This window comes from Desulfocastanea catecholica, from assembly GCF_054657295.1.
On the sequence record NZ_BAAHYZ010000049.1, the window covers coordinates 1 to 12168 of the forward strand.

General features: G+C 52.4%; 12 protein-coding genes. 2 read left to right on the forward strand and 10 right to left on the reverse strand.

Features of this window, described 5'->3' with window-relative positions:
- Positions 1-1481 (forward strand): radical SAM protein (locus tag ACYQ8U_RS21755; RefSeq protein WP_459947671.1); only part of this gene is annotated, 1481 nt, incomplete at its 5' end.
- A 93-nt stretch (positions 1482-1574) separates the two neighbouring features.
- The gene (locus ACYQ8U_RS21760) at positions 1575-2522 is read left to right on the forward strand and encodes a radical SAM protein (RefSeq protein ID WP_459947672.1); all 948 of its coding nucleotides are present in this window, start codon (positions 1575-1577) and stop codon (positions 2520-2522) included.
- Between the two features lie 80 nt (positions 2523-2602).
- Here ACYQ8U_RS21760 and ACYQ8U_RS21765 read toward each other — a convergent pair whose 3' ends face one another.
- The 10 genes from ACYQ8U_RS21765 to ACYQ8U_RS21810 form a co-directional block, all read right to left on the reverse strand.
- Positions 2603-2767, reverse strand: a complete 165-nt coding sequence (locus tag ACYQ8U_RS21765) for a hypothetical protein (RefSeq protein ID WP_459947673.1) — start codon at positions 2765-2767, stop codon at positions 2603-2605.
- Between the two features lie 81 nt (positions 2768-2848).
- Entirely contained in the window at positions 2849-4114 is a 1266-nt protein-coding gene (gene ahcY, locus ACYQ8U_RS21770) for an adenosylhomocysteinase (protein WP_459947674.1), read from the reverse strand.
- A gap of 35 nt (positions 4115-4149) precedes the next feature.
- Positions 4150-4884: a ZIP family metal transporter gene (locus tag ACYQ8U_RS21775; protein ID WP_459947675.1), complete on the reverse strand. Its 735-nt coding sequence runs from the start codon at positions 4882-4884 to the stop codon at positions 4150-4152.
- Between the two features lie 10 nt (positions 4885-4894).
- Positions 4895-5956 carry an Mrp/NBP35 family ATP-binding protein gene (locus ACYQ8U_RS21780; RefSeq protein WP_459947676.1) on the reverse strand — a complete coding sequence of 354 codons (1062 nt, stop codon included), beginning with the start codon at positions 5954-5956 and terminating at the stop codon, positions 4895-4897.
- 50 nt (positions 5957-6006) lie between these two features.
- Positions 6007-7194, reverse strand: coding sequence for a cation diffusion facilitator family transporter (locus tag ACYQ8U_RS21785; protein ID WP_459947677.1), 1188 nt, complete (start codon positions 7192-7194; stop codon positions 6007-6009).
- Positions 7195-7224: 30 nt separating this feature from the next.
- Positions 7225-7710, reverse strand: a complete 486-nt coding sequence (locus ACYQ8U_RS21790; protein WP_459947678.1) for a hypothetical protein — start codon at positions 7708-7710, stop codon at positions 7225-7227.
- A 107-nt stretch (positions 7711-7817) separates the two neighbouring features.
- The gene (locus ACYQ8U_RS21795; protein ID WP_459947679.1) at positions 7818-10544 is read right to left on the reverse strand and encodes a cation-transporting P-type ATPase; all 2727 of its coding nucleotides are present in this window, start codon (positions 10542-10544) and stop codon (positions 7818-7820) included.
- Entirely contained in the window at positions 10537-10692 is a 156-nt protein-coding gene (locus ACYQ8U_RS21800) for a M48 family metalloprotease (protein ID WP_459947680.1), read from the reverse strand. Before ACYQ8U_RS21800 ends, ACYQ8U_RS21795 begins: the two co-directional genes overlap by 8 nt.
- 117 nt (positions 10693-10809) lie before the next feature.
- Positions 10810-10965 (reverse strand): hypothetical protein, encoded by a 156-nt coding sequence (locus ACYQ8U_RS21805; RefSeq protein WP_459947681.1) that lies wholly within the window; start codon positions 10963-10965, stop codon positions 10810-10812.
- Positions 10966-11067: 102 nt separating this feature from the next.
- Positions 11068-11736, reverse strand: coding sequence for a serine/threonine protein kinase (locus tag ACYQ8U_RS21810; protein ID WP_459947682.1), 669 nt, complete (start codon positions 11734-11736; stop codon positions 11068-11070).
- Between the last annotated feature and the right edge of the window lie 432 nt (positions 11737-12168).

Below are 12168 nucleotides of genomic sequence, written 5' to 3' on the forward strand. Positions count from 1 at the left end.
TAAAAAATAAACCTCATGTCGTCCAGGAAGCGCTTGCAACGCTCGAACCGGACTTGATTGGATTTTCTATCTTCCATGCCAACCGTTGGGGCGGAATCCAGCTGGCGAAGATCTTCAAGGAGCATTTCCCGGGCGTTCCCATTGTTTTCGGCGGGATTGGCGCGACTTTTCTCGACGATCATCTGCTGCGACACTTTCCCTGGATCGACATCATTGTCAGAGGAGAAGGTGAAATAACCTTTCCTGCACTTATCCGTCGAGTCGAAGCGCAAAAACCCTTCGACGATTTGCCCGGTCTGACGTTCAGGGCCGGCAACACCATTCAGAGAAACAAGGACGCGGAACTCATCGAGGATCTCGATTCCCTGCCCATGCCGGCCGCTCATTACATTTTTCATCACCTGGCGCTTAGCCGTGGCTGTCCTGGAAAATGTACATTCTGCGGATCGCCGAAGTTCTGGGGCCCCAAGGTACGTTTCCATTCGGCCGGCTATTTTGTGGGCCAGCTTGAAATCCTGTACAAAAAAGGTCATCGGTTCTTTCACATCAGTGACGATACTTTCACGCTGAGAAAGAAACTGGTTCTGGAAATCTGCGCTTTGATCGTGGAGAAGAAGCTGGACATCACCTGGGCCGCCATCTCACGGGTGGATTGTATCGACCAGGAGATGCTGAGGGCCATGCGTATGGCCGGCTGCATCCAGATCAGTTTTGGTGTGGAAAGCGGGTCGAAAAGCATCCGCGACGAACTCAATAAAAAATTCAGCGAGGAACAGATCCACCGCGCTTTTACTTTAACCACCAGCTTCGGAATCCTGACCAGGGCCTATATTATTTACGGTTGTCCCGGCGAAAGTCCTGAAACGGTAAAGGACACCATCCGCCTTCTCAGGGCCATCCGCCCCCTGGTCACAATTTTCCACGTCCTGTCAGTATTCCCGGGAACATTCCTCTACGATCTTTTCAAATCCCAGACCGGAGCTACAGACGACATCTGGCTCCATTACGAAGAGGACCTGTTTCTTTTTGAGATCGATAAAAGGCTTTCTGCCGAAATGGTTGCCCAGTTCGGAAAAAACCTGAAACAGGGACTCGCGGCAAGCATCCCGGATTTTTTCCACTCTCTTGAACTGGTCGACGACAAGGAACTTTTTCCCTTTCACGCCGGTTTCCTCTCCCGTCTGGCCTTAACCCTCGATCGGGGGGACTACCCCCACGCCCTGCCCGAAGGTGCGGCCCGGGATCTGGCGCGGGAACTCTACTACAAAGCCCTTGAATATGCGCCCGACGCACGGGCATATTGGGGCCTCGGCCTGCTGGCCCAGGCTGAGGGCGCTGACCGGAAAGCTGAAGCGATACTTCAGGAAGGCCTGCAGTTTTTCCCGCAAGACGATATTCTGGCGAGAGTCTTGACCAACACCCTGATGCGCCTGGGCAGAGAAGAGGAGGCGCGGGAGTTGATGCGGAACCGGCGAAAATGAAAAGCATGGTCAACACATGGTGAACGGGACCTCTTTTCCCCGGGCAGACAGCACTGCCGATTCAAGGTGTTCTTTTGACCCAGAGGATATACCATGAATTTACCTGGAATCACATTCGGTCCGGTCCCATCAAGGCGCCTGGGCCGTAGTCTGGGGATCAACAATATCCCGCCGAAGGTATGCTCGTATTCATGCATATACTGCCAGGTCGGCAGGACGGACAGAAAGCAGATTTCCCGACAGACATTTTATGATCCCGCCACCATCCTGGAGGAGGTTAAACAGAAGATAGAGAAAGCCGGGACAGTGGGTGAAGCAATAGATTTTCTGAGCTTCGTTCCTGATGGCGAACCGACTCTGGATGAAAACCTGGGCAGGACAATCGATCTGTTGAAGCCTTTGGGTGTACCAATTGCCGTGATCAGCAATAGTTCGCTCATCTGGCAAAAAAACGTCAGGAATGATCTGGCCGGCGCGGACTGGGTCTCTCTCAAAATTGACACCGTATCAAACGACACCTGGAAACGACTTAACCGGCCCCATGGCGACCTGGATCTCCCCGAAATACTGCAGGCCATACTTCGATTTCATGCAGAATTTGCAGGTGAATTAGTTTCCGAGACAATGCTTGTCCATGGGGTGAACGACCGTTCTCGCGATATTGAAGATGTGGCCGAATATTTGGCGCGACTTCAACCGGCAAAAGCTTATCTGTCTGTTCCGACAAGACCTCCTGCCAAGAGAGGTGTTCACCCACCGACGGAAACCGTCCTGAATATGGCCTATCAGGTTATCGGTAAGCATGTCGAAAAGGTACAATGCCTGTTCGGCTATGAGGGCAACGATTTTTCGTTCACCGGAAATGTTGAAGATGACTTGTTAAACATCGTTGCCGTCCATCCCATGCAGGAAGAGGCTGTCGAAGTGTTTCTGACAAAGGCAGGAGCCGATTGGGCGCTTATCGATACCTTGATTGGTCAAGGCCGTCTCCTCGCGGTGGTGCATGAAGGCAAAAAATTTTATCTGCGAAAAATAAAGTAACACCCTCTGCAAACAATCCCGTCCGGGGCCGTCATAAGCAAAGGCTGCAGGTCTGGGTAAGCCGTACATGTTTGGATGATTCAGGGCCGATGCACTTTGACCACGACAAAGGCCCCCTGCCCGTAGCCAAAGCGCAGGGGTTCGATCTCACGCATCTCCTTCAGCGACTTTGACAGGGTCTGCACCCACACCTGTTCGATGAAACCGGTGCACAGAACCTCCCGCAATGCGGCTTCGATACGCACGTTGTCCTCGGGCAGCGCCGTGGTGACGTACATGCCCCTCGGTCGAGGTGTGGGTTATTTAAGAGTTTCATTCATCTCTTCTCAGGTGCCTTCTTCCCAGGAGGATAAATACCGCTCCTGTTCTTCCGCAAGGGTATCAATGTCTATTCTCATTGCCTCAAGCTTCAAGCGTGCAATTTGACGATCAATTTCACCGGGAACGGCATGAACCGCATTTTCCAGGCGGTTCTTGCTGTTGCAGATGAATTCGGCACAGAGTGCCTGATTGGCAAAGCTCATGTCCATTACCGCGGCAGGATGACCCTCAGCGGCCGCCAGATTGACCAGGCGCCCCTCGGCAAGCAGGCGGATAGTCCGACCCGAAGGTAAATGGTATTCATCGACGTATTGCCTGGGTCGGTGTTTTTTATCAGCCATTTTCTCCAGGGCACAAATATTGATCTCGACGTTGAAATGTCCCGCATTTGCCAGGATGCACCCATCCTTCATTATTTCGAAATGGTCCTGATCAACAACATTTTTATCTCCGGTAGCCGTAACGATAAAATCGGATACGGCCGACGCCTCCAGCATCGGCAGAACACGATACCCGTCCATCACAGCCTCTAACGCTCTGAGGGGATCGACTTCGGTAATAATCACTTGAGCGCCATGCCCCCTGGCGCGCATTGCAATCCCCCGCCCGCACCATCCGTATCCCGCCACAGTAAGGACCTTGCCGGCTAGTAAAATATTGGTGGCTCGTATAATTCCGTCCAGGGTGCTCTGGCCCGTACCATAACGATTATCGAACAAATGCTTGGTCAGGGCATCGTTAACGGCCATGATGGGAAATTGTAATGCGTTTGCACGAGCCATTGCCCGCAGCCGAATGACCCCGGTGGTTGTCTCCTCCGTCCCGCCCAGCATGTCCTTCAGCAGTTCCCGTCTGTTTTTGTGCATTTCGCACACCAGATCGGCGCCATCATCCATGGTTATTTGAGGGTGGTGGTCCAAAGCGGCGTTTATGTGTTGATAATAGGTTTGATTGTCTTCTCCTTTGATGGCAAAAACAGGAATCCGATAATGATCCACTAGAGCTGCCGCTACATCATCCTGGGTGCTGAGCGGGTTGCTGGCACAGAGGATGAGGTCAGCGCCTCCCGAGACAAGAACGCGGGCCAGGTTGGCAGTCTCCGCGGTGATATGCAGGCACCCGCTCATGCGTATCCCATCCAGCGGCTTTTCCCGGGCGAAACGCTCCATGAGAAGCTGCAATACCGGCATTTCATGTAATGCCCATTCTATCCGTCCCAGTCCAATATCGGCCAGGGATTTATCTTTTATGTCGCATGCGATCGTTGTCATATTTCAGCTCCCCATGTCAATCCCGCGGAAGACCGTCACCCCTTGGATAAGACGATTATGATGGCCACGAGAACGCCGCCGCCCAGGGCGACGAAACTATATTTTTTGTGTTCCTGCTCGGCCCTCGGCAGCAGGTGCGTTGCCCCAACGTATACCAGCGTGCCCCCCGAGAGCGACAGCAAGGCCCCCAGCGTCGGTTTGTCGATGACACTTATGACCGGGTATGAAATGAGCATCCCCAAAGGCGTCGTCAGGGCGGCTGCCGCCAGGGCGAGAATCAGGGCGCTCCGCTCCTTGAACCCGCCTTTACGCAGCAGCAGATAGGTGATTATCCCTTCGGGAAATTCGTGCAATATCATGCCGGTCGTGGCGATAAAGCCGGTAAAGACACTTACCGTGAAGGAAATTGAATAGACAAAGCCGTCGATAAGCGAGTGAAAGCCGATGCCGATCATCGGTACGATTCCGATATTGTACTGGGCTTTTTCCGTGTCTTTCTGGCAGACGAAGGCGGTGACAAAGCGGTTGAAGAAGTATAATGCGAAAAAGCCGGTCAGGAGGTACACGGGTGCGTGAGGATTCATGGAAAAGGATTTGGGAATGATGTGGAGGAACGAGGCGGATATCAGCACCCCCGCCGCAAAGCATATGAAATATGTGGTATTGCGCTGTCCCCACTCGGCGAAGTTGCGGATCGTGTAGATGCCGATGGACGTGACGAGGGCGGCCAAAGAACTTGCGGCTAGCGCCGACAGAAAGCTGGTTTCCATAACATCTCCTTCACGACGCTTTTTGATGAACGTCTTCGACCTGTCTGCTCAGTTCCCTGGCGACCTGCTGAAAAACCAGGCCCGCTTCGGAGTCTGGCGCCGACAACATGAGCGGCACGCCGCTGTCGCCACTGCGCCCGAGCTCAAGGTCGAACGGGATGGCGCCCAGCAGGGGAAGGCCGGTTTCCCGGCTGAGTTTCTCGCCGCCGCCGCTGCCGAAGATCTGGATTGGGTCAGCGGAATGGCCGCACCGGAAGTACGACATGTTTTCGATCAGGCCCGCTACCTGCAGGTTATGTCGTTGGAAGAGGCTGATCGACCGCCGCACGTCGGCCAGAGAAACTTCCTGCGGAGTGGTGACCATCAGGATCTGCGCCTGCGGGATCGATTGCGCGATGGTGATCGACGGATCCCCGGTTCCTGGCGGCAGGTCGAGAACCAGAAAATCGAGTTCACCCCATTTCACCCGCCCCAGCAGGTAGCGGATCATCTTCGATACGAGGGGACCTCGCCAGATGAAAGCGTCAGTCTCGCCGGCCGTCATGCCCAGGGACACGATGCGCAGGCCATGTTTCTCGCAGGGAAGGATCATGCCGCCCTCTTCCCGCAGCGACTCCGGCAGGCCCAGCATCAGGGGAACGCTCGGCCCATAGATATCGGCGTCGAGAAGCCCTGTCCGAAAACCTATCCGGGAAAGAGCCACGGCCAGATTGACCGCGACAGTGGTTTTGCCTACTCCGCCCTTACCACTCGCCACCGCGATAAATCGGCTGATCTTTTCTATTCCTTCAAGGGGAACCTGGGGAAAGAGCCGCTCGCTCTCTTCCCGACTCAAGGTGACAACGTCGATATCTGCCTTGGCGACACCCGGTATCGCCCCTAGCAGATGTTCGATATCCCGAACGAATTTGTCCTTCAGCGGGCCACGATCCGATTTCAGGGCAAGAGTCAGATCGACTACATTGCCTTTGATGGTGATGTTGCGAATCATGCCGAGATCGACAAGGCTCTTTCGCAACTTTGGATGCAGAACGGTTTGTAGGGCTTTTTTGACTTGAATTTCATCCACCATGTTTTTCTCCCTTTGGGGCCTGTTTGCAAATAACATGAACATCGTGCATCTCATCTTCGCATGTCTTCTTGCACAGCCGCCAATGCTTTTTGGTAATCGGTTTCCCTGGTAAGCAAGATCTCCGCACCACCATTGCCCAGAACGAAAGCGGGTCCTTTTCCTGATTGATCCTGATGAGTCAACAATATATCAATGCCGTTTTCCAGCAGCCACTTGGCCACCTTTATCCCTTTGGCTTTATCTTCGCGAAGGTAGGGATTTGCAAGGACATGCTCTTTGACAACGTCACCTCCGGTGCTATTAAGACTGCATAGTCGAAAAAAGGGAGCCTCGCCGAAATGAGTGGAAATGGTCTGCTTATCTCCAGCAAGGGGGATAGCGTAGGTGAGATGTTGCGGTACCTGGGGTTGATAATGGATCAGGACACGATCAACCTGGGATATTTCCAGTTTTATCCTGTTTTCCAGTTCTTCCGATATCTGGTGTCCCTTTTGCAATTCCTTGACACGGAGAGTTATGTCCAACTCGACGAACTTATAGCGTCCCGCATTTCTCGCCCAGAGCTCGTTGATTGCCAGTACCCTTGGATCGGCAAGGACCAGATCGCGAATTTTGCTGAGGGAGGCGGAGTCAAGCGAAGCGTCAAGCAGGACGCGCACCGAATCAAGAAAAATGGCCAGGGCGGAGCGGCCGATAAACAGCACGACCACTACCGCGGCATAGCGATCAAGGGCAAAACCGATGGCGCTGCCAGCCAGGGCGGCAAGGATAACCAGGGAGGACAGAACATCGGTCAGAATGTGACGGGAGTCGGCAACAAGACTGGGAGAGCTTGTCTGTACACCGATCTTCAATTCGTACCTGGAAAAAAGCCAGGCAATGACAATGGTCGCAACGATGCCGGTGATGGTCATGGGAATATTGGTTGGCAGGGACAGTTGACCGCTGAAAACTTCTTTCAGAATTTCATAACCGGCGAAAACAATGAGTACGGAGGTACCGAGAGCGACCAGATTTTCCACTTTGTACAGGCCATAGGGGAAAGCGCGGGAAGAACGTTTTGATATCTTTATGCCGATCAGGATAAAAACCGATGAAAGGACGTCGGTGAGAGAATGAAGGGCATCGGCCCTGACGGCAATACTGCCGGAAAGAAGTGCCAGTCCAGCCTTGATGCCCACCAGGACCAGATTGAATATTATGGATAGCCAGGCAACTCTTTCCGAGGTTTCCATCATTACGGTAGTCCCTCCCTCGCCGTCATGATTTCAGCAAGCTCGGCAATCGCCTGAGAAGCCGGCGACGAAGGATAAGCGGCGACAAATGCCGCAACGGCAAAACTGAGGTTCACACGACGACCAATTGCGCAGTTTCAGCAAACCTCTGACATTTAGTTCTTCTCTGGTTAGAGATCTCTTTATGAGAATAATTTCGCGGAATAAATAATCAAGAACCACAGTGTAACCAACTTGTTGTTGAACTCTCCTGCTATGCGGCGGAAAACCTCGCATGATCTCCGAGATTTCGCCCCTTACTTCCTGATTACACCTGTACTCAGAGCCGAAAAAGCAGAGGGCAAAGAAATCTGATACAGATTTCGATGACAACAAGCGGTGTTTTAATAACATGGGTACGGCGGCGAGGGATTTTCCCATTGCTCCCAACCTCTCTTCCTTCAGCAGCCGTTCATGGGCAAGATTCTCCCGGTCTTTCAGGATACCAATAACCGTTGCCAGGGAATTGTAGAGTACCATCGACAGAAGTCTATCAAAATGGTCGGGAAAAAAGCCCCGCCAATGCCAATAAACAAAGTGGGGCAATCTGTTTATCTCTTGAATTCAATTTATCACCCGCAACAACTCTATGTCATTCTCACCTGCAGCCACTTTTTAAACTCGACTACCAGGTAAGCGATGACACCGGCCCCAAGGATGCGGGACCATGATTCCATGGAGATAGGCGCGCTCTGAAACAGAGTATTCATGAGCGGCAGATAGGTGTACAAAATCTGCAGGAGGAGCATGGCGGCAACACCGCCAAAGACCCACATATTGGAAAAAAATCCCAGCCGGAAAATCGATTTTGTCAAGGAGCGGCAGTTGAACAGATAGAAAAGCTCAACGATGACAAAAACATTGACGGCCACGGTGCGCGCCTCGGCAAGAGTGGCGCCTGCCGCCAGCTCCCACTGAAAAAGACCGAAGGAGGCAAGCAGAAGAAGCCCTCCCACCAACAGAATCCGGCTGATGAGCCGACCGGTGAGTATGGGCGTTTTGGGATCCCTCGGCGAACGGAGCATGATGTCCGGCTCTTTAGGCTCAAAGGCCAGCATCAGACCCAGGAACCCGGCCGTGGTCATATTGATCCAGAGGATCTGCACGGGGAGGATGGGCAAGGTAACGCCAAGGACGATGGCAGCCAGGATAACCAGCCCTTCTCCGAGATTGGTGGGCAGGGTCCAGACAATGAACTTTGTCAGGTTGTCAAAGACCCCGCGCCCCTCTTCGACCGCAGCCTCGATGGAGCTGAAGTTATCGTCGGTGAGCACCATATCGGCAGCCTCCTTGGACACCTCGGTACCGGTGATCCCCATGGCTACCCCGATATCGGCCTGTTTGAGGGCCGGGGCATCATTCACCCCATCCCCGGTCATGGCCACGACCTGCCTCCGGGCCTGCAGTGCCTCAACCAGCCGTAATTTCTGCTCCGGAGTCACTCGGGCAAACACCGCCGTCTTTTCAGCCGCATCGATCAACTCACTGTCCGACAGCTTCTCCAGATCACTTCCGGTGAGAACAGGAACAGCCCTGGCATCAAGCTGCACCGTTCCGCCCAGCCCAAGCTGCCCGGCAATGGCCGCGGCAGTCAGGCCGTGGTCACCGGTGATCATTTTGATCCGGATACCGGCGGCCTGGCAGACTTTGACCGCCGTTATCGCCTCGGGTCGGGGTGGGTCAATCATACCTATCAGGCCAAGGAAGGTGAGGCCGGACGCCACGTTTTCGTGGTGAATCTCTCGAGCGCCGACAGGCAGCTCCCTTGTGGCGAAGGCCAGCACCCTCAAACCCTGGGCCGCCATTTTTTCGACATCATTCAAGACAGCATCCGCATTCAGCTGAAGCGTATCACCCTTTTCCGCGAGCATGGAATCGCAGCGGGCAAGGATTGCCTCCACCGCCCCTTTCATATAGACACGTTGCGACTCGCCCTCTTGGCTATCATGCAGGGTGGCCATATACTGATGTTCCGACTCAAACGGTATCGAATCAAGGCGGGGCATCTCTTTTTCGATGATTGATATGTCCTGCCCGCCCTTCCGTGCCGCCGTCAGCAGTCCCCCTTCAGTGGGGTCACCCTCCACCTGCCAGTTGCCGTCTTTTTCGACCAGCATACTGTCATTACAAAGGATCGCGGTCCACAGGCATTGCAATAGCGCGGGATGGGCAGTGACATCAAGATCAGCGCCGTCAGCATGACCGTCAGCATGAATCTTCCCGGCAAAAGGGTCATAACCGCTGCCGCTCACCTCATACCACAAGCCGCCGGCCATTATCTCTTTCACGGTCATCTGGTTTTCGGTCAGGGTGCCGGTTTTATCCGAGCAGATAACCGAGGTGCTGCCCAATGTCTCCACCGCCGGTAGCTTGCGAATAATGGCATTTTTCCGCGCCATCCTCGATACACCGATGGCAAGCGTTATGGTCACTGCCGCCGGCAGTCCTTCGGGAATGGCGCCAACCGCCAGCGCCACGGCCGCCATGAACATGTCAAAAAGGGGCTGGCCGCGGAGAAGCCCCACGCCCACGGTGATCCCCGCCAGACCCAGGATTGCATAGAGGAGGATGTGGCTGAAATGATCGATCTTACGGGTAAGGGGCGTGGCCAGATCCTGGGCCGACGAGATGAGCTGGGAGATACGACCCACTTCACTGTGATCCCCAGTGGCCGTGACAATGCCAGTACCCTGGCCGTAGGTGACCAGGGTTGAACCATAGGCCATGTTTATTCGATCGGCCAGGCCCGTGTCATGCTCCAGCTGGTTCACGGATTTTTGCACCGGGACAGACTCGCCGGTGAGCGCCGATTCGTCGATCTGCAGATTACGTATCTGCAAAAAGCGCATGTCGGCCGGCACCTTGTCGCCGCTTTGCAGAAAGACAATATCGCCAAGCACCAGCTCGTCTGAAGAAATGCGCGTCTTCTCTCCCTGGCGTAACACCGTGGCCTCGCTGGTCATGGTCTTCGCCAGGGCAGCCAGGGCATTGACCGCCTTGGCCTCCTGAATATAGCCGATGATGGCATTCACCAGCACCACCCCGAAAATAACCCCGGAATCGACCCATTCCTGAAGCACAGCGGTGATAAGGCCTGATGCAATCAGGATATAGATCAACGGCTGATGAAACTGCAGCAGAAAGCGCTGTAAAGGACCTTTTCCCTTCCTGGTGCTGATCGTGTTGGGGCCGTACTGCTCCATGCGCTGCTTGACTTCGAACAGGTCAAGACCTTTTTCCGTATCAGTCTCCAGCATCTCCACCACTTCATCCACTGGCAGATGATGCCAATGCTTACCCAATAAATCATCCATGCCTTACTCCTTTAATGAATGCAGCACCCTTTCGGACCGCCCAACCTGCATAGGAAAGCCGTATCTTCTTGCGGACATGATCCTTCAGCACATGCCCCACCTCATGACCAATGACAAAAAGCAGCTCACCGTCATCCATCATGTCCATCAGTCCATCAGTCCACTATAGATACACATTGTTCCGTCAGCCATGGCAAAGGCATTTATCTCAGGGATTTCGTACACCTTGAAATTAAAGACAAGACCATCCTGTTTAACATGCTGGTCAGTGAGCTTCTTTAAGCGCTGCCGGATCCCTGGCCGTTTCATCGGGGAGAGTAGCGGTCTTGTCTGGCCAGATACTGTACGATTCTCCTCCTGCATATTCCAGTACAACCCGGACAAGCGCAGCATGGGACAACCACCCCAAGATGCGTAACATCCCACTCCATATCCACCGCTCTCGCTAATAGCATTACCAAACTGCTGCAATGCAATCACAGAAAGGTCGTCATGTATCGCCTGGGCCGATGAGAAATACGGGCTAGATTCTGAAAAGAGTGAGAAGTTCTTTAACAAAGTCTTGAACGTTAAAAGTGTCAGTTTGTTTTCTTTGTTTCTGATTGTACCATTTTCTCACAGTTTCTATCAGCCAGTGTGGCAGTGCTTTTCCATCGATTATGCTATAATATTCATGATATCCTGTCGTTAAATATTCCCACCTTTTGTCATTTCCCGGGTTCATATATTCAGAAACATCAAGGATTTTAGCTCTGCCTTCGTGGAGAAGAATGTTTTTTAAATGAATATCCCTCGGGTTTAATCCTCTTTTAAAGGCATAATTTCGTGCATTTTCTACATCTTGAATAACTGTTTCCGGTATATGAATGCCCTTTAACAGGCAGTCGTACAGGGTTATTCCCTCTTCGTAACTCAGTATCAGGAAATTTGATCCACTGCCGTAAAATTGCGGAAAATATTCTGAATGGCCTAGTTTTAAATAAACTTCTGTCTCTTTAGCTATTTTATTTATTTTTTCAATACTATAAACTTTAAAAGCGAGATGCGGTTTGTACATAAAGCGAAACACCGCGGCATCAGATCCTACTCCTATACACTCGAATTTATCATAGTTTCCTTCAATGGTGACAAGTTCGTTTTCACCATTAAATATGACTTTTACTCTTCCTAATTCTTTCTCTATAATTTCCATTTTTGCCTCATTCAGACTAGATATAATTCTCACTGTCGTTGGCAAAAAGTAATCATAAGATCTTTTTGGACAAATAGATTGTTTAGCAACAACATATAGAAAAAATCCATATATCCCTCATTTTTCAAAAACATTCTGGCAAATGAGTTGCGAGGTGGGGACCTTGGACTTGGCCGCTAACAGAAAGCCTTCTGTGTCAATATGCGTGTGAGACATCTCTTCCCCCGGATAGCAGCTATGTCTCCGTTGATAATCAGAAGGAACAGTGGACGAGGGGAGGATCTTGTCATTCTGCAATAGGTCGCCGGTGAACATCAACTCAGACTGGGGAGTATTTGGTCATGACCAAGGTAATATTGTCCATACCTCCCCTTTTGAGGGCGATCTTGACAAGTAAGTCGGTAGTTGATTCCAGATCCGTTGAATTCATCG

Coding starts and splice junctions, on each gene's coding strand:
- ACYQ8U_RS21805 (WP_459947681.1), bottom strand. CDS start 10,965: ATGTTACGCATCTTGGGGTGGTTGTCCCATGCTGCGCTTGTCCGGGTT.
- ACYQ8U_RS21785 (WP_459947677.1), bottom strand. CDS start 7,194: ATGATGGAAACCTCGGAAAGAGTTGCCTGGCTATCCATAATATTCAAT.
- ahcY (WP_459947674.1), bottom strand. CDS start 4,114: ATGACAACGATCGCATGCGACATAAAAGATAAATCCCTGGCCGATATT.
- ACYQ8U_RS21775 (WP_459947675.1), bottom strand. CDS start 4,884: ATGGAAACCAGCTTTCTGTCGGCGCTAGCCGCAAGTTCTTTGGCCGCC.
- ACYQ8U_RS21790 (WP_459947678.1), bottom strand. CDS start 7,710: ATGGTACTCTACAATTCCCTGGCAACGGTTATTGGTATCCTGAAAGAC.
- ACYQ8U_RS21795 (WP_459947679.1), bottom strand. CDS start 10,544: ATGGATGATTTATTGGGTAAGCATTGGCATCATCTGCCAGTGGATGAA.
- ACYQ8U_RS21760 (WP_459947672.1), top strand. CDS start 1,575: ATGAATTTACCTGGAATCACATTCGGTCCGGTCCCATCAAGGCGCCTG.
- ACYQ8U_RS21800 (WP_459947680.1), bottom strand. CDS start 10,692: ATGGACATGATGGATGACGGTGAGCTGCTTTTTGTCATTGGTCATGAG.
- ACYQ8U_RS21810 (WP_459947682.1), bottom strand. CDS start 11,736: ATGGAAATTATAGAGAAAGAATTAGGAAGAGTAAAAGTCATATTTAAT.
- ACYQ8U_RS21780 (WP_459947676.1), bottom strand. CDS start 5,956: ATGGTGGATGAAATTCAAGTCAAAAAAGCCCTACAAACCGTTCTGCAT.